The 17,329-nt window shown below is 35.1% G+C and carries 14 protein-coding genes, 1 tRNA gene and 1 pseudogene; 8 read left to right on the top strand and 8 right to left on the bottom strand.

Annotated elements, in window-relative coordinates; translation table 11 throughout:
- Nucleotide 1 precedes the first annotated feature (1 nt).
- From AAGD69_RS03725 to AAGD69_RS03735, 3 genes and pseudogenes are all read right to left on the bottom strand, one after another.
- Nucleotides 2-4,708 (bottom strand): NAD-glutamate dehydrogenase, encoded by a 4,707-nt coding sequence (locus AAGD69_RS03725; RefSeq protein ID WP_341811680.1) that lies wholly within the window; start codon nt 4,706-4,708, stop codon nt 2-4.
- A gap of 26 nt (nt 4,709-4,734) precedes the next feature.
- The gene (locus AAGD69_RS03730) at nt 4,735-7,398 is read right to left on the bottom strand and encodes an ATP-dependent Clp protease ATP-binding subunit (RefSeq protein WP_341811681.1); all 2,664 of its coding nucleotides are present in this window, start codon (nt 7,396-7,398) and stop codon (nt 4,735-4,737) included.
- A gap of 119 nt (nt 7,399-7,517) precedes the next feature.
- Nucleotides 7,518-7,673, bottom strand: a pseudogene (locus tag AAGD69_RS03735) (transposase); the annotation flags it as partial.
- An 823-nt stretch (nt 7,674-8,496) separates the two neighbouring features.
- Here AAGD69_RS03735 and AAGD69_RS03740 point away from each other — a divergent pair.
- A tRNA-Arg gene (locus AAGD69_RS03740) sits at nt 8,497-8,570 on the top strand.
- Nucleotides 8,571-8,578: 8 nt separating this feature from the next.
- Here the strand turns inward: AAGD69_RS03740 and AAGD69_RS03745 are convergent.
- The gene (locus AAGD69_RS03745; protein WP_341811682.1) at nt 8,579-9,529 is read right to left on the bottom strand and encodes a complex I NDUFA9 subunit family protein; all 951 of its coding nucleotides are present in this window, start codon (nt 9,527-9,529) and stop codon (nt 8,579-8,581) included.
- 50 nt (nt 9,530-9,579) lie between these two features.
- The gene (locus AAGD69_RS03750; RefSeq protein WP_341811683.1) at nt 9,580-10,956 is read right to left on the bottom strand and encodes a UDP-N-acetylmuramoyl-tripeptide--D-alanyl-D-alanine ligase; all 1,377 of its coding nucleotides are present in this window, start codon (nt 10,954-10,956) and stop codon (nt 9,580-9,582) included.
- 179 nt (nt 10,957-11,135) lie between these two features.
- On the opposite strand from AAGD69_RS03750, the gene AAGD69_RS03755 reads away from it, so the two are divergent.
- The 6 genes from AAGD69_RS03755 to mdh are packed head-to-tail and all read left to right on the top strand — an operon-like array spanning nt 11,136 to nt 14,895.
- Nucleotides 11,136-12,101 carry a hypothetical protein gene (locus AAGD69_RS03755; RefSeq protein ID WP_341811684.1) on the top strand — a complete coding sequence of 322 codons (966 nt, stop codon included), beginning with the start codon at nt 11,136-11,138 and terminating at the stop codon, nt 12,099-12,101.
- A gap of 3 nt (nt 12,102-12,104) precedes the next feature.
- A complete protein-coding gene (locus AAGD69_RS03760) occupies nt 12,105-12,473 on the top strand; it encodes an HIT domain-containing protein (protein WP_341811685.1) in 369 nt (122 codons plus the stop codon).
- An 18-nt stretch (nt 12,474-12,491) separates the two neighbouring features.
- On the top strand, nt 12,492-12,845 hold the full coding sequence (locus AAGD69_RS03765) for an NADH-quinone oxidoreductase subunit A (RefSeq protein WP_006279576.1): 354 nt from the start codon (nt 12,492-12,494) through the stop codon (nt 12,843-12,845).
- Between the two features lie 3 nt (nt 12,846-12,848).
- Entirely contained in the window at nt 12,849-13,364 is a 516-nt protein-coding gene (locus tag AAGD69_RS03770) for a NuoB/complex I 20 kDa subunit family protein (RefSeq protein WP_164224545.1), read from the top strand.
- Entirely contained in the window at nt 13,357-13,929 is a 573-nt protein-coding gene (locus AAGD69_RS03775) for an NADH-quinone oxidoreductase subunit C (RefSeq protein ID WP_341811686.1), read from the top strand. The genes AAGD69_RS03770 and AAGD69_RS03775 overlap by 8 nt, the downstream gene beginning before the upstream one ends.
- 3 nt (nt 13,930-13,932) lie before the next feature.
- Nucleotides 13,933-14,895 carry a malate dehydrogenase gene (gene mdh / locus AAGD69_RS03780; RefSeq protein ID WP_341811687.1) on the top strand — a complete coding sequence of 321 codons (963 nt, stop codon included), beginning with the start codon at nt 13,933-13,935 and terminating at the stop codon, nt 14,893-14,895.
- Here the strand turns inward: mdh and AAGD69_RS03785 are convergent.
- The 3 genes from AAGD69_RS03785 to AAGD69_RS03795 are packed head-to-tail and all read right to left on the bottom strand — an operon-like array spanning nt 14,870 to nt 16,791.
- A complete protein-coding gene (locus AAGD69_RS03785) occupies nt 14,870-15,679 on the bottom strand; it encodes a TatD family hydrolase (protein WP_341812641.1) in 810 nt (269 codons plus the stop codon). The genes mdh and AAGD69_RS03785 overlap by 26 nt on opposite strands.
- Before the next feature lie 16 nt (nt 15,680-15,695).
- Complete coding sequence (locus AAGD69_RS03790) at nt 15,696-16,139, bottom strand: RNA pyrophosphohydrolase (RefSeq protein ID WP_410529871.1); 444 nt, start codon at nt 16,137-16,139, stop codon at nt 15,696-15,698.
- Between the two features lie 34 nt (nt 16,140-16,173).
- Nucleotides 16,174-16,791: an AAA family ATPase gene (locus AAGD69_RS03795; RefSeq protein WP_341811689.1), complete on the bottom strand. Its 618-nt coding sequence runs from the start codon at nt 16,789-16,791 to the stop codon at nt 16,174-16,176.
- Nucleotides 16,792-16,972: 181 nt separating this feature from the next.
- Between AAGD69_RS03795 and rsfS the strand changes: the two genes are divergently transcribed.
- The gene (gene rsfS, locus AAGD69_RS03800) at nt 16,973-17,299 is read left to right on the top strand and encodes a ribosome silencing factor (RefSeq protein ID WP_253309997.1); all 327 of its coding nucleotides are present in this window, start codon (nt 16,973-16,975) and stop codon (nt 17,297-17,299) included.
- Nucleotides 17,300-17,329 lie beyond the last annotated feature (30 nt).

Below are 17,329 nucleotides of genomic sequence, written 5' to 3' on the forward strand. Positions count from 1 at the left end.
CCTATGAAGCAAGTACTTTAATCCTCCTGATTATAAATATTAATTTGCTTAAATCAAGTTTAGAAGCAACTATCTCATCTAAAAAACTGTTATAACGTTTTATGTAGTCCTTATCATTACAAGCCCAGGTTTGAACCTTATCTTCGGGGTTATCAGTAGCTTTTATGACTTTAACAGCTAGCTTGTGATGGTAATTGCTTAAATCGTCCAATAAATCATTAACTAAGCTGCGATTCCAATAAGAAGAGAGGCTTTTCATCTTGATGGCAATTGTTCTAATCAGATCGAATCTTAACAGCGACTTTAACTCAAAGTATATTTTACCAGCATCAAGAATGGACAAAGATGTCTGTTCAGCAACAGATATAATGTCCAGTGCATAAGCAAGAACGCATAGATCAGCAACTTTTTTTGCTAGATCTTTATTTATATTAAGTTCTACTAAAGAAGTTGATCCATGGCTATAGACCTTTAATAGGTGTTCATCTAAAACATCAGTTAAGTTCTGGCCTAAAGTTTCAATTGCATCTTTAAATTTTGTAACATCATTCAACTCTACAAAGCTAAGCTTGCCAAGATTTTTCACTAACCAAAACGATACTCTGCCAATAAATTTCTGCACTTTCCTCACTATTTGTAAGTATGAGTTAACATCAATTTTTCCATCCAATTCATCAATTTTCTGCCACAGGCTGTTTAAATCATACAGGTGGTTAACAACAATATATATGTTAACCGCTTCTTGTACCTTAATTCCAGTGTTCTCAGCCAAATTATTGATGAATATACAGCCCATTCTATTCACTACATCATTTGCAATGCAAGTAGAGATAATTTCTCTACGAAGTTGGTGTTTTAATATGAAATCCTTAAACTTTGTTATCATCTTTTTAGGAAAATAACCTAGCAAGTAGTCATTAGATATAAGATCTTTTTCAGGCAGATCGGAATGTATAATTTCATTTTTTATTGCCGTTCTAGCATAAGACATTAGAATAGAAAGCTGAGGAGAACTGAAACCTTCTGCACCAGTTAACATCCTTGCTATCTCTTCTTCAGTTGGAAGAAATTCTACGCTTCGGTTTAACAGCCCAGATTTTTCTAAACTGAGCAGTAACCTGTTGTGCTGCTCCAATCTCTCTTTAGCTTGCAAACACTCAAGAAGTAATGCTTTTGTTTCAATTCTGTTGTGGTTCTCAAGCACTTTGGATGCAACTTCGTCCACCATACTTGCCAGTATTTCATTCCTTTTTTCTAAAGAAACACCCCCTGCTTTCATAGCTGAAACAAATGCAATCTTGATGTTAACTTCAAGGTCCGAACATATCACTCCGGCTGAATTATCAACAAAATCTGCATTGATATATCCACCTCTTTCAGCATATTCTATTCTTCCAAGCTGTGTGCATCCCAAATTTCCGCCTTCTATAAACATAGAAGCTCTAATATCTTTACCATTTACTCTTAACTCATCGTTTGCTTTGTCACCGACCATGCTATGATTTTCACTCTTTGCCTTAACAAACGTGCCAATTCCTCCATTCCATATGAAGTCCACTTCTGCTTTGAGTAGATATCTAATCAAATCACTTGGAGGTAGCATATCTTCTGTTATATCAAAGCATTTTTTTATTTCTTGAGAAATGTTTACTTGCTTGCTGCTACGCTCAAATACTCCTCCACCCTTAGAAATCAAATCTTTGTTATAATCCATCCAAGTTGAAAATGGTAACTCAAAGAGACGTTTACGCTCTGTGAAACTCTTTTCTGCACTAGGATTTGGATCAATAAAAATATGCATATGGTTAAATGCGCCGATTAAATGTATATTTTTTGAAAGCAGCATACCATTTCCAAATAAGTCGCCAGCCATATCTCCAATTCCAATAACAGTTGCATCTTGGTGAATATCCTTATTCATTTTCCAAAAATGCCTCTGCGCTGCAATCCATGCACCTCTGGCTGTAATACCCATTTTTTTGTGATCATAACCTGCTGATCCACCAGATGCAAATGCATCGCCAAGCCAAAAATTGTATTCAGAGGCTATTTGGTTTGCATAGTCAGAAAAAGAAGCAGTGCCTTTATCTGCTGCAACTACCAAGTATGGATCATCCTCATCATACCTAATCACATTCTCTGGTAGAATTATTTTGCCATTAACTACATTATCAGTAATGTCAAGCATTCCCCTGATAAAACTCTTATAGCATTCAACACCTTTCTCCCTTAAAATATCTTTGTCTTTATAAACTTGCTTAATTACAAACCCACCCTTTGCGCCAACAGGTACAATAACCGCATTTTTTGTCATCTGAGCTTTCATGAGCCCCAAAACTTCAGTGCGAAAATCTTCCGTCCTATCTGACCACCTTAAGCCACCACGGGCCAATTTCCCTCCTCTTAGATGTATTCCCTCAAAAAGATTTGAATAAACATACAATTCACGATATGGACGAGGATCAGGCAAACCATTTATTTTATTTGAGTCAAATTTTGTAGATAAATATGGTTTATCGTCTTGATAATAACTGGTCCTTAAAATAGCCATTATCAAGTTAAATATCGAGCGCAAAACGTAATCATGTGAAACATTGCTGATCTCTTTTAGAAGTTCCTCAATTTTTTCTATGAAAATGTCCGTGGTTTCTGCTCTATCAATGTCTATGTTAGGATCAAATCTTGCATGAAATAGTTGTATCAAATACTTTACTATTTTTGGATACTCTGAGACTACCTTTTGGATATATTCTGGATTGTAGTTAAATGACGTCTGCTTTAGGTAAGCACTTAACGCTCTAACCAGAAGCACTTCTTTCCACTCCAGTCCAGCAATAATGATCAAACTATTGAAATAATCATTTTTAATTTCCTTTCTAAACACTTTCGCAAGTGTTATTTCAAATTGCTCTTTTAGAGTAATGTTGTCTATTAATTCATCGACTCTTGACAACACAAAATGGTGTATCCATATTCCGCCGTTAATTTCTATGTAATAGCCATTATGAGATAGAATCTTAGCTCCCAAATTCTTAGTAATTCTTAATATCTTCGATAATTCAAGACCTCCATTGCTCGAAGTGTAAACCTTTAATTGATAATTAAGATTATCACAAGTAAGTCTTAAATCGACCTCGCTAACTCCTTTTTTCCTCACTATCTCCAATTTTTTCATATCGTAATATGCGTCATGAGGTTCGAAACTCTCTTGATAGCTTATTGGAAATGCCTTGCAATAACGGATGAATATATCCTCAACAGTACTAAAAGTATTATATAAATTGTCTATAAAACGATCTTCCCACTTTTCCGTAATGTTCCTTAATTTGTTTTCGATACGCAAAACTTCGTCATCAGGAACACTAGCATTTTTGGTCTTTAGCACTACATGCAATTTCATCAAATCATATTCATTGATAATGTGATTGTTATAAATATCTGAACTTTCTGCACTTGTCTCATCCTTCAATATGTCACGTATCTTGAACATTAGCCTAGCGCTAGCATAACGCATTGGTATCAGCACTGTGCAACTAATAAAATCCCTTACTCTTCTTAAAAATAATCTGACCCTTGGCCTAATCGCAAGAGACATGATCGAAATGCAAATTTTAAATAATTCGTCTTCATTTGATTGGAATAATTCATCACAAGAGAATGCTTGTAAAATAGAAATTAAAGCTTTGTTATTGTGGCCCCCGGTTACAAACCCTGCATTTTTTTCTATAACTTTAACTTTATCTCTTATTATTGGAATAGTTCGAATATCTTGGACCTCCGCTACAGAAGTAAATAGCCCGAAAAAACGCCGTTCCTTTACTACATTACCCTGGTCATCAAATTCTTTTACTCCTATACAATTCATGTATGTACGCCGATGGACTATTGAGATTAGATCTGATCTCAATATGTATAGGGAATCAAGGTTTGCAGAAGGAATCAACATACTTTGACCTACTCTTATCAGGCCAAGGTCCTTTTTGCTATCACAGACGAGTTTTTCATCTTTACCAGCAATATATTCTTGATAACCTAGAAATACAAAATTATTATTTTTTAGCCAATCTAAAAAATCTTTTCCTGGTGTCACTCCAGCGTTCGATGCTGGCTGCTCGATGGCAAAAAGAAGACTTTTTGCTTCATCAAGTTTCTTGAGCATTAAGTGCCAATCTTTCACAACGCAATTAACTGCTTTCAGCGTTTTTTGTAGAGATTCTTTTAATGTATCAACAAAACTGTCACTTATACCTTTGATAATTACATATATAACTGACTCTTTGACTCCATTGCTTTCTTCCAAAGAGTAAATCTCATCTATTAGGCCATCTTTTCTTTTAATGTTAATTATGCTGTTGCTGTAATAGCATATGGTTAAATTGTGCGATTTAATAGTTGCAATAACAGAATCAACCAAAAATGGCATATCATCGTTTGTTATCTTAATCGTGGTAAAATCGCCTTCTATTCCTGGTATATCATCTATATTGCTTACTACTAACTTACTTTCATCTTTCTCTTTTTGAGAAACAAAATTGTAAGCATCGTTTACAATATATAGCAAAAACTTATCGTTGGCTTTTAGGTCGCTTTTATAAACAAAACTATAAAAATACTTAATAAATTTTTTAATTTTTTCTTTATTTTGCTGATTTTCTTGATCAACTAACTCAAATAAAGACTCAGTGTCAACATTATGATCTATACACATTTTTTTAACAAAAATACACAGTGAACTTAAACCTTTTTAACTAAGATTTCATTATCAAGAGCGTACACTATTAGCTCATCATTTTCTACTACTTCCCCTGATAAAACTAATTTAGCTAAATTATTTTGAATACACTCTTGTATAACCCTTTTTAGGGGCCTTGCTCCATATTCAGGGTCATAGCCAGTTTGTGCTATTAGTTCTTTAGCTTCCTGCGACAAACTTATACTCAGTTTACGCTTAGCAAGTGTTTTTTGTAAATAAGAAAATTGAACATCTATAATTTTATAGATGTCATCTCTGGTTAAACTGTGGAATATAATAATTTCATCCAGCCTGTTTAAAAATTCTGGACGAAATGCTGATTTAACTATTTGCATCACTTCGCTTTTTACAGAGTTAGCAACTCCTCCTTCCGATGTCATTCCAGCGTGTGACGCTGGAATCTGCATCTGGATCCCAGTGTCAGCTACTTGGATGACAGTAGGTAGAGTCTCATTTTCTGTAACTCCCTTAAGCATTATCTCTGCACCAAGGTTAGAAGTTAAGATCAGTATGGTGTTGCGAAAATCAACTAATTTGCCATGACTATCAGTGAGTCTACCCTCATCCAAGATTTGCAGCAATAGATTAAATATATCTGGATTTGCCTTCTCTATTTCATCAAACAGAATAACCTGATATGGCCTTCTTCTTACTGCTTCGGTTAATCTGCCACCTTGCTCATAGCCAATATACCCTGGAGGCGCACCAATTAGCTTTGAAACAGAATGTTTTTCCATATATTCTGACATATCAAAACGCAAAAGCGCTGATTGATCGTCAAACAGAAATTCAGCAAGGGCTTTTGCCAGTTCTGTTTTTCCAACCCCGGTTGGGCCTAAGAATAAAAATGAACCGAAAGGTCGATTAGTATCTTGCACACCAGAGCGAGAGCGCCTAACTGCATTACTTATTGCTTCTATCGCGCCTTTTTGCCCTATTACTCTTCTTCCTATTTCATTCTCCATGTTAAGAAGTTTTTCCTTTTCGCTGTGCATCATGTTATCAACTGGAATTCCTGTCCACTTTGAAACAATGTTTGCAATATCATCTCCAGTCACTTCTTTCTTTAAGAAACTATCAGTAACCTTTTCCTGATTTTTTAATTCATTCTCAAGCTGAGGGATCACACCATACATCAGCTCTCCTGCTTTTCCTAAATTTCCACTCCGCTGAGCCAATTCCAGCTCTTTTCTGGCGTTATCTAATTTTTCAACTGTTTCTTGTATTCTAGCTATTTTATTCTTTTCCATCTGCCATTTGCTGTTCAAGTCAGCAAATTTACTGTTTAGATTTTCGATCTCTTCATTTATCTTTTTTAAACGCTGTTTAGAATTTTCATCACTTTCTTTTTTTAGAGCTTCTGCTTCAATCTTTAGCTGTATAACCTTTCTCTCAAGTTCATCAATAACTTCAGGCTTGCTATCCATTTCAATTCTCACCCTACTTGCTGCTTCATCAATCAAATCAATTGCTTTATCAGGTAAAAACCTATCTGTTATATATCTATTGGACAACGTTGCAGCAGCAATTATTGCACCGTCTGTAATTCTTATACCATGATGCACTTCATATCTTTCCTTCAAACCCCTGAGTATTGAAATGGTATCAGTTTCAGTTGGTTGAGAGATAAACACAGGCTGGAAACGCCGTGCAAGTGCAGGATCTTTTTCTATATGTTCACGATATTCATCTAAAGTTGTGGCTCCTATACAGCGAATTTCTCCACGCGCAAGAGCAGGCTTCAGCAGATTCGAGGCATCCATTGCACCACTTATTGCTCCTGCTCCAACTAAAGTATGAAGCTCATCTATAAACAAGATAACTTTTCCCTCTGTTTTTGAAATTTCATTAATCACTGCTTTTAACCTTTCTTCAAATTCTCCTCTAAACTTCGTTCCAGCGATTAATGCACCAAGATCCAAAGCTAAAACCTTTGCATCACGCAAACCAAGTGGCACATCGTTTGCAACAATTCTGTTTGCAATCCCCTCGACTATTGCAGTTTTTCCAACACCAGGTTCACCTATCAGCACTGGATTATTTTTTGTCCGCCTCAGTGATACCTGCATAGTTCTTCTGATCTCTTCATCACGACCAATTACAGGATCAAGCTTTCCTTGCATAGCAAGCTCTGTAACATCTTTTGTATATTTCTTTGCCGCGTTTAATTTTTCCTCACTGTGTGGCGAGTCCGCACTGCTGCCTTTTCTCATTTCTGCAATAACTGAGTTCAGTTTTTGTGGAGTCACACCATTCTCTGCCAGAATTTTGCCTACAGTATCATCTTTTTGTGCAGTGAGGCCCTGCAGTAAACGCTCAACGGCAACAAACGAATCTTTATTCCTCCGAGCAATACCAATTGAATCTTCAAAAACTTTTGCTATTTCTCTTGAAAGTTGAAGTCCACCACTTCCTGGACCTTCAACTACTGGAAACTTTTTTATTGCGCTATCCACAGCATCAGAAATACTTTGCACATTTCCACCACAAGCGTTTATCAAATCCTGAACTAAACCTAATTCATCCTCAAGCATCACTTTGAGTAAATGCTCAGGCATAAAAATCTGATGCCCAGCTCCCAACGCTTTCATCTGAGCACTTTGAATTAGACTTTTTGCTTTTTCGGTAAATTTATTTAAGTCCATAACACCAGTTAAATTCGTATTTGCTGATGTATATAACAACTAATTTCATAAATTTAAACTTAAAGTTGCTTATTGTTAGGTATGGTCTGCAAAAATTTAAAACTTTCTTAAGAACCTGTTTAAAATCTTCGTAATAGGAGAGAAATGAAGGAAAGGACAATCATTTGCAAGCTGGTATTGAGTTTACGTTCGCAATTTTTCCACAACCGCCTACACTTTTCCAACCAAGCAAAAGAGCGCTCAACGACCCATCTCTTTGGCAATACAACAAAGGTCACTGGGATCCAGAAAAGTTTGCTTGTTTATAAGCAAACTAGCATGGAAAGTAGCTGATCTTATACTAAATGAATGTTTTTGATGAGGTTGCATAGAAGCTGGATTCCAGTGTCAAGCACTGGAATGACAGCAGTCCTACGTCATACTGCCGCAGACCGTCATACCGCGATTCATTCGCGGTATCTCATCCGCTAACACGTAGCGGGATGACGATTGTCAAGGTGTCATCCCAGTGCCCTGACTACTTGGATCCAGAAAACTTAACTTTAAATAAGTGGCTGCATAATAAAGACTAGATTCCAGCGTCACGCGCTGGAATAACACCATTTTCGGTTTCTTAAATTGCTTTAGCTACAAACATTAAGAAATTTACCAAACGGAAAAAAAGGCAAAAGAAGCCCCGTGGTGCGAGTTTTGACCCTATAATAATTTAAACTGGCGCTGTAATAATGTGCTAACGCTTAAAATAAGCTCGATTTGGCTGAATGTAGAAAAAATTTAAAAGACATGCAGCCGCTATAATTTTACGTAATCCGCCAAAAAATACCCTGAGTTTTTTACTGAATTTTGTCATTGAGCCTGCAGGTCAAAAACAAGTTTTGAGTCATAAATACCCTTATTATCATAATAAGGGGGCTGGCGGAGTTTGTCAAGCAACTTTCTATATAATATTTCTAAAATAAATGGACTTCTCGCATCCAATTTCGGCAGCGCGTGACACACAACTGCAATGACAAGGTGTTGTAAGATATTACCACAAACATCATATTCACACGAAATACTTGACTTCACTTGTACTAAGAAGCATTTTATATATATTGTGTGCCCGTAGCTCAGCTGGATAGAGCAACAGCCTTCTAAGCTGTGGGTCGTAGGTTCGAATCCTACCGGGCACACTCTTCTATCAATACTTTCTATAAATCTTCAAGTATTCTGGCACCACATTTTCAATTGCTAATGGTCGAACCTTCATTGTTTCAAGGTCAGCTGACTTTTCGATTGAGCTATTCATCATAACTTTCACCTGATCTTGAGTAAGCACAGGGTTCGTATCTCTGGTTATTGGTTTTAGCAGCATAGAAATAATTTTATTTTCTAAAAAGAAAGCTATTAACTTTGCCATTGGAAAAGATACATTGATCAACAAACACTTTCTGTTAGTAACATTCAGAATAAACTTCAATAAGCTTTTGAAAGAGTAAACCTTTGGTCCACCCATGTTATAAATTTTCTTATCTTGCTTATTAAAACTGATAATACGATATACCACTTCAGCTAAGTCTGTTACACATATTGGCTGAAATTTAGTCGTTCCATTGCCAATTAGCGGCAAAAAAGGAAGAACAGTTGCTAATCTTGCAAATTTATTAAAGAAGTTATCTTCTTTACCAAATACAAGGCTTGGCCTAATTATTATTGCTTCTTGAAATGCTGAAGTTACAGCTTTTTCACCTTCCAATTTACTTTTGGCATATTTTGATAACTTGCTATTTTCTATTCCCATAGCGGAAAAATGTATCATCATAGGTACATTTTTCATTTTTGCAGCTTTTGCTATCCTTTCAGCTATTTTAACGTGAACAGCGTAAAAATCGTGCTTTTTTGCTTCATATAATATTCCCACTAAGTTTATGGCTACATCACATTCTTCCATACCCTCTAGAACTGATTTTTCATCAAAAAAATCGCCTTTAAATATTGATATTTCTCCCAAATTGCCACACAATTTTAAACAAGCAGCTTTTTCCTGATTACGAGTGAATATCTTTATTAAATATCCTTCTGCTGCCAAGCGTCTTACGATGTGTTTCCCTATAAACCCCGTTCCACCAAAAATAATTACACGTTTTGTCACGATTAAAGTTCCTAATAATTTGTTACTGTAAATTAATACAATGATTTTGCTTAATATTCTATTATGAATTCCCGTACAATAAGATCCATTTTCATTCTTCGTGAGCCTTTAACTAAAATTGCGTCATTATTCTGAATAATGTTAGCTAAATCACTTTTCAATTGATTAGAATCATTAAAATGCGCGCCTCTTATATTATCTGGCAAAAGCTCATGCAATTCTAACATAAATTTACCAACTGTATAAATTTTATCTATATTATTTTCTGTAACAATCTTAACCAAATCTGTATGAAATTCTATGCTTTTATCACCAAGTTCCAACATATCACCAAGCAAAGCTACTTTTCTCTGATTAGAATATGTACTCAAAGTTTTTATTGCAGTTTTCATCGAAGCAGGGCTGGCGTTATAGGAGTCATCAATTAAATGTATATATTTTTTATTGTATTTGACCTTATGAATATTGCCTCTACCTTTCGTTACACTAAAATTCTTAAGTGCAAGTGGTAATTTTAATAAATCAAGTCCGAGGCTCTGCACAACTGCTGCAACAACAAGTAGCGAATAAGCAAAATGCTCACCTTGCACACGTAAATTACAGTTTATAGTTTGATTATCACTCAGCCTGATTTTTAAATTTAGCCCGTCATCATTTCTTATTAGGTCCAACAAACAAACTTCAGCATTTTTATCTTTACCGAAGCTTATTACATTTCTATTGGCATGTGATGAGAGATAATCATAATATTTATTATCTCTGTTTAAGACCAAAGTACCATTACTTTTCATACCATATAGAATTTCTAACTTCGCTTGTGTAACGTCAAATAGTGATGAAAAATTTTCAGTATGTGCAGGTTCGATGTTGGTAATAACTGCAATATTTGGATTACTAATCTTTGATAATTCTTTTATTTCAACAGCTTTATTCATTCCCATTTCAAGGATTAAGTACTGGCAGTTTTTTGGAGCTTTTAGAATTGTCAAAGGCAATCCTATATTATTATTTAAGTTACCTTCGTTTGCATGGGACACTCCATATTGCGATAAAACAGTGTGCAGCATATCCTTTGTAGTGGTTTTCCCGACACTGCCTGTAATTGCAATAACTTTAGCATTAACAAGAATATTTCTAATATAGTATGATGCCATATCGTGCAAAGCTTTCAGGGTATCTTGTACAATAATGAGAGGGAAATTTTTATATTTACCCTCACTTACTATTGCAGCGGCAGCCCCTTTTAAAAACGCTTCATGCAAAAAATTATGGCCATCAAAATTCTTTCCCTTGAGTGCAATAAATAAATCACCTTTTTTTATGCTTCTTGTGTCCGTTGAAATATTTGAGCTATGTGTCCAATTACAACCATTTACGCCTCTTCCGCCAGTTGCATCAATGATATTATTTGTGTTCCATTTAAACATAATTTAGAGAGTACTCTTTAAAGTAAATTGAATAAAGTAGCAAATACCACATGTTTTAGACAATGTATAAATAATTGTTGCAATCCCTATAATTCTATCTTATAATGGATATAGAAGTTTAAATTTTTTCGTCTATAATTAAAATGTATTTAGTTGTAGAAAGTACCTTGGAGGTATGTATGCCAAAAGACGACCAAAATGAAGAATCTACTTCTATACTAGCTAAAGTTGGTAATACAGCTTTGGGAGTAGGAAGTTTTCTGGGTAGAGGTGCAAAAGCTCTATTTTGGGGTATAATATATCCTATACAGCCAAAAAACTGGTTTAAGTCTCGGGGCGAAATGTGGCACGACATAAAAAATGGCTGGCGCTATGTTATTGGCAGCGAGCTTGAAAAATATGATCCACCTATAAAAACCACACAAGCTAGTGAGAATCTTGGTGTAGAAATAACAGAGCAAAAGAAAGGGAAAGGAAAGGTAGCTTTTTTAGCGTCAAGGACTCTGACGGGAGATATACCTTATTTGAACGATGAACAATTGGGTAAAATAAAAGTAGGTTTACCGAATGTAACTATTTTTAGAGAAGAAAACAAAATTGTAATTGAAATTAACGTTGAGGAAATAGCTAACACTATTAAAACTAATCCTGATAATAAAGGCAAGAGCGAGAAAGAAATAAAAGAGCTTGTTCTTAAAGGAATTGCTAATAAAGTTGACGAAGACCTTAAGAAGCTGGCAGGAATTACTGGTGGAGAATTTAAAATTCATACAGACTTAAAATTGCTGAATGGTATTGCAGAAAAATTGTATCGAGAATATGATAACCAGAACAAACCATCAGAAACTCTAAGGCCAGCACAAACTGGAAAGTCACCAGGGCAGTCTTCAGAAACTGTTACAAGTACAGATGAATTAGTAAAATCTTTTAACATTACTAATCCTAACGAGTTTCCTTTTGGTAAAAGTAAAGAAACTATTTTTCCTATAGAAAATATGCAGTTATCAGAAGGAGATATCAAAGAGCAAGCAGAAGGATTGGGAAGTACTTTTTTGAATTTTGAAGATACCTCTGGTGAAGTAATAAAACCACTATCTACGCCTGATGTAGAAAGAAATAAAGGAAGAGGGAAAGGTCGCTCTTAAAATATGAACAATGAAGTTTATGATAGCAATAATATCTTTGCTCAAATATTAAGAGGTGAGTTACCTTGTGAGAAGGTACATGAAAATGAAAATGTACTAGCTTTTCGTGATAAGCACCCTGACGCACCAGTTCACATTTTAGTTATACCAAAAAATCAATATATTTCATACGATGATTTTATTCTAAAAGCTTCTGAAGAGGAGATAGTAAATTTTTTCAAAATTGTCAGAGAAATAGCACATAAATATAATTTAGAAAAAACAGGATATAGATTAGTCACTAACTACGGTGAAAATGGAGAGCAGGTTGTACCACACTTTCACGTGCATATTTTAGGTGGTAAAAAGTTAGGAAAGCATGTAAACTCATAGTGTTATATGTTTTGTTAAATGAGCGAATATCTAACCATAGTAATCTTTATCTGCGTATCAATTGTAGTATCTTTTGCTTTAGGTATATTGCCTATGTTTCTTGCAGTGAGTAAGCCAGATGGTGAAAAACTTTCCACATATGAGTGTGGCTTCAACCCACTATCCAGTGCAAGAAAAAATTTTGACATTAAATTTTACCTAGTTTCAATATTATTTATAATATTTGACTTAGAAATTGCTTTTCTTTTTCCTTGGGCTGTTTCTTTATCTAAGATAAGCTATGGTGGATTTTGGTCTATGATGGTATTTCTTGCAATACTCACTATAGGTTTTATCTATGAATGGTGTAAAGGTGCATTAGAGTGGGAGTAGTTTATGACAAATCAAATTCTATCTAATGATGACTGGGGTCGTTATAAAAAAGAAGGGTTTCTTGTTACTAAATTTGGTGATTTAATAGATTATGTAATGAATTGGGCAAGGTCTGGTTCATTGTGGCCAATGACATTTGGTCTTGCATGTTGCGCAGTTGAGATGATGCATACTGCATCCAGCCGTTATGATCTTGATAGATATGGCATAATGTTTCGTGCAAGCCCACGTCAATCAGATGTGATGATTGTTGCTGGCACACTAACTAATAAAATGGCAGCAGCATTGCGCAAGGTTTATGATCAAATGGCAGACCCGAAGTATGTTATTTCTATGGGAAGTTGTGCAAATGGTGGTGGTTATTACCATTACTCTTATTCAGTAGTCCGAGGCTGTGATAGAATTGTGCCAGTTGACGTGTATGTCCCTGGATGCCCACCAACCGCTGAGGCGTTGCTATATGGAATGCTATGCCTACAAAACAAAATAAAACGAACTCAGAATATAAAGCATGGGTAAAACTGCAAGGCATATACAAAAAAAGACCAAGTGTGAGTGCATTCAAAAAGATGATGGCATTATTGTAATATATTCAACTTTAGATGAAATTGAAAAGCACCTATCCTTTCTACGTGATGATGAAAAGTGTAGGTTTGAACTATTAGTTGATATTTTTGGGGTTGACTATCCAGATCGAGAAAAGCGCTTTGAGTTAGTGTACAATTTACTCAGCATTGTGTATAATATTAGAGTACACATAAAACTTCAATTATGTGAGGGCGATATGCCTCCAAGCATAGCAAAGGTATTTAGCACAGCTTCGTGGTTTGAGCGTGAAGTGTTTGATATGTATGGAATAGAATTCTCTGATCACCCTGATTTGCGTAGGATTCTAACAGACTATGGATTCAAAGGTCATCCAATGTTAAAAGATTTCCCTCTCACTGGTTATGAGGAAGTAAGATACGATATAGAGGCAAAAAAGGTTGTATATAATCCTATAGATTTGCCGCAAGATTTTCGTATGCTTGATAGCCTATCGCCTTGGGAAGGTAAAACCATAAAAGTAAATACAAAGGAGTAGCAAATGACAGTACAAAGAAAAAAAATATCTTTAATCGGTGCAGGAAATATCGGTGGAACTCTTGCCCATATGATTGCACTAAGGGAACTCGGCAATGTTGTTTTACTTGATATTAGTGATGGAATACCGCAAGGTAAAGCACTCGACATAGCAGAATCATCCCCTATTGATGGATTTAATTCTGGTTTAACTGGAACTAATCAATACAAAGATATAGAAAATTCTGATGCAATCATCATAACAGCAGGCATTGCTAGAAAACCTGGAATGAGCAGGGATGACCTCCTGCAAACCAATGCTAAAGTAATGAAGGAGGTTGGTGAAAATATTAAGAAGTATTCTCCAAATGCGTTTGTAATAGTGGTTACCAACCCTTTGGATGCCATGGTTTCAGTGGTGCATAAATTTTCAAACCTTCCAGCTAATATGGTTGTTGGAATGGCAGGAGTGCTTGATTCTTCCCGTTTCCGTTATTTTCTTGCAAGTGAATTAAATATTTCAGTTGAAGATATATCTGCTTTTGTGCTTGGAGGACATGGTGACACTATGGTACCACTCATTAATTGCACTTCTATCGCTGGCATTCCACTTACCCAAGTTATCGATATGGGTCTCATTACGCAGAAAAAAGTTGATGAAATAGTTGAACGCACTCGCAATGGCGGTAAAGAAATAGTTGATCTGCTTAAGTCTGGATCTGCATACTACGCTCCTGCATCTTCAGCTATATGCATGTTAGAGTCCTATTTAAAAGATAAAAGGCGTATATTACCATGTGCTGCTTACCTTAATGGTGAATATGGTGTAAAAGATTTGTTTATTGGTGTTCCTGTAATTATTGGAAAAAATGGAGTTGAAAAGGTCCTAGAAGTTAAGATGGATAATAGTGAACGAGAAATGTTCAATAAATCTGTGAATGCAGTGAAAGAACTATTTAGGCTCATAAGCAAATCAATGGTTTTATAGAATTTCCTTGTAGCTCAAGTTTCGTAAACAGCCTAAAAAAGTTGCTTGTGGTTATTTCTGCTACTTTGTCGGGTGACTCATTCCATAACTCTGCCAAACAATCCACAACATATTTTACCATTGCTGGTTCGTTCTTTTTTCCCCTATAAGGCTCAGGTGATAGATATGGTGCATCAGTTTCGACTAAAACACGCTCGCGTGGTACATTTTGTGCAATTCCTCTGAGTAAGCTCGCATTTTTAAAAGTAATAATTCCAGAAAATGAAATATATAACCCTAAATCCATAGATTGATAAACAAGTTCTTTAGAGGAAGCAAAACAGTGCATTACTCCACCAAAAGTGCCAGTTTTCATTTCTGATTTTAATATATCAATCATCTCATCATCAGCATTTCTAGTGTGAATAACTAAGGGCAACCCAGTTATTCTTGCTGCTTCTATGTGTGATGCAAAACTTTTTTTCTGATTGTCTTTGTTGTTAGATTTATAAAAATCTAACCCGGTTTCACCGATACTAATTACCTTTTGATTCTTAGTAAATTCAACTAATTCATCAGCATGTATACACTCACCGTTTTCTATAGCAGCATCAAGTGGATGTATACCAACAGAGAAGTAGACTTGATCGTAGGATGAAGAAATTTTTAATAATTTAGGGATATAATCAATGCTTACGCATATGTTATGCAAAATTTTTACACCATTTTGCTCTGCCCTTGAAATTACTTTTGGTATTTCATCATCAGAAAAATAAATCAAGTGGCAATGAGAATCTACTATCATGAGCTTATTATAAATTTTACTCAATAATAGAGGCTTTGATTGTAGAAGAAAACTCTTCTATCACTGTCTTATAAACTTCTTTTTTAAATGATATAGCATTGGCTACTAAATCATCTATACTTTGCCAACGCCACTCTTTGAACTCTGGATGATCAGTATAATTAATATCAATATCCTTATCCTCTCCATAAAATTTCATTAAGAACCACCTTTGCTTTTGACCAGAATATTTCCCATTCCAGCACTTTGGTATAACTTCTTCAGGCAAGTTGTAGTATATCCAATCCTTGCTTTTAGTTATAACCTTTACTTTATTAGTACCAACTTCCTCTAGCAACTCACGTAACGCTGCTTGTTCCAGTTCCTCACCATCATCAATACCTCCTTGTGGCATCTGCCAGTAAGAGTCGCTATCAAAGCGTTTTCCAATAAAGGCATGTCCTTGTCTGTTAAATAGCATTATGCCAACACAAGGACGATACTTATCTTTCTGCTCAACCACGAGTACGCTCTGTTTTTAAATGATTTGTTACAGAAGTTTTAATTAATTTTCCATTTTTTTCTTCCTTCATCTCTTCAACAATTTTCTTTGCAACTCCCTTTGCACTTAAGTTTGAGTTATCAATTTCAAGTGTACCTTCCGGTATAAATAGCCTTTTCCCTTCAATTCTTTTCATAACAAAATCCGAATCAATAATTTTATTTTTCCGGCATCTCTCCTTTGAGTGAATACGCCTTGCTAGTTCTTCGTCATTACAATGTAACACTACAGGAAGAATTTCCATATCCATTTTTTTACTTAAATTTACCACAGAGTTGTATATTCTCTGATCATAGGGGTCACCCTCTATCAATTCATTTGTAAATATATAATGTTTTGATTTTATATAGTGTTTTTCTAGTATTGCTAATACATTTTCCCTAACTGCAAAAATTTTTTCCCATAGTTCATCTGGAACTTCAGCATCCTGCAATTTAACAATATCAAATATAATATTATTGAATAGATTATTGCTTACTATTACTGCATCAATGATTTTACACAGTTCCTTTGCAGTAGTAAACTTACCACTGCCTGGAAAGCCGATTAAGTAAATGAGAGTCTTGCCCATAATGAATACTAGTAGAAAGCTATTTTCAATTATATATAAAAGTATATACATTGTACATGCTAAAAACATGATGATAAAATAGATGCAGATAATACCTTTTTAACGAACAGTCGCGTTGAAAATAGTTCATATTTAGAGATTTTGAGTGTATAATTATAAGTAAATTAAATAATTTAAGATGATGACTAATGTATCCAGTGATACAGAATCAATAAAAAGCATGATTGTAAGTATAATAGATCAAAATAAAGGTCACGATATAGTTACTCTCGATGTGCAGAATAGAACCATTATTGCAAAATATATGATTATTGCATCTGGTGATTCAAGTCGCCATGTGAAAGCGTTAGCTGAACACGTAATAAAAAGTCTCGAGCGACATGATAAAATAGATGTAGAAGGTATGGATGAAGGCAATTGGGTGATTTTGAATTTTCAAGGCATAATGGTTCACATATTCAGGTCAGAAGTAAGGGAGTATTATAAAATAGAAGAGTTATGGAACTGATTGCCTGGATAGCTGGTGCACAACTGCACA

It is taken from the genome of Wolbachia endosymbiont (group A) of Conops quadrifasciatus, from assembly GCF_964027015.1.
GTDB lineage: Bacteria > Pseudomonadota > Alphaproteobacteria > Rickettsiales > Anaplasmataceae > Wolbachia.

What these genes read in the sequence shown, in the direction of transcription:
- AAGD69_RS03725 (WP_341811680.1), bottom strand. Translation starts at nt 4,708, where the DNA reads ATGTGTATAGATCATAATGTTGACACTGAGTCTTTATTTGAGTTAGTT.
- AAGD69_RS03730 (WP_341811681.1), bottom strand. Translation starts at nt 7,398, where the DNA reads ATGGACTTAAATAAATTTACCGAAAAAGCAAAAAGTCTAATTCAAAGT.
- AAGD69_RS03750 (WP_341811683.1), bottom strand. Translation starts at nt 10,956, where the DNA reads ATGTTTAAATGGAACACAAATAATATCATTGATGCAACTGGCGGAAGA.
- AAGD69_RS03755 (WP_341811684.1), top strand. Translation starts at nt 11,136, where the DNA reads ATGCCAAAAGACGACCAAAATGAAGAATCTACTTCTATACTAGCTAAA.
- AAGD69_RS03760 (WP_341811685.1), top strand. Translation starts at nt 12,105, where the DNA reads ATGAACAATGAAGTTTATGATAGCAATAATATCTTTGCTCAAATATTA.
- AAGD69_RS03765 (WP_006279576.1), top strand. Translation starts at nt 12,492, where the DNA reads ATGAGCGAATATCTAACCATAGTAATCTTTATCTGCGTATCAATTGTA.
- AAGD69_RS03770 (WP_164224545.1), top strand. Translation starts at nt 12,849, where the DNA reads ATGACAAATCAAATTCTATCTAATGATGACTGGGGTCGTTATAAAAAA.
- AAGD69_RS03775 (WP_341811686.1), top strand. Translation starts at nt 13,357, where the DNA reads ATGGGTAAAACTGCAAGGCATATACAAAAAAAGACCAAGTGTGAGTGC.
- mdh (WP_341811687.1), top strand. Translation starts at nt 13,933, where the DNA reads ATGACAGTACAAAGAAAAAAAATATCTTTAATCGGTGCAGGAAATATC.
- AAGD69_RS03785 (WP_341812641.1), bottom strand. Translation starts at nt 15,679, where the DNA reads ATGATAGTAGATTCTCATTGCCACTTGATTTATTTTTCTGATGATGAA.
- AAGD69_RS03790 (WP_410529871.1), bottom strand. Translation starts at nt 16,139, where the DNA reads ATGCTATTTAACAGACAAGGACATGCCTTTATTGGAAAACGCTTTGAT.
- AAGD69_RS03795 (WP_341811689.1), bottom strand. Translation starts at nt 16,791, where the DNA reads ATGGGCAAGACTCTCATTTACTTAATCGGCTTTCCAGGCAGTGGTAAG.
- rsfS (WP_253309997.1), top strand. Translation starts at nt 16,973, where the DNA reads ATGACTAATGTATCCAGTGATACAGAATCAATAAAAAGCATGATTGTA.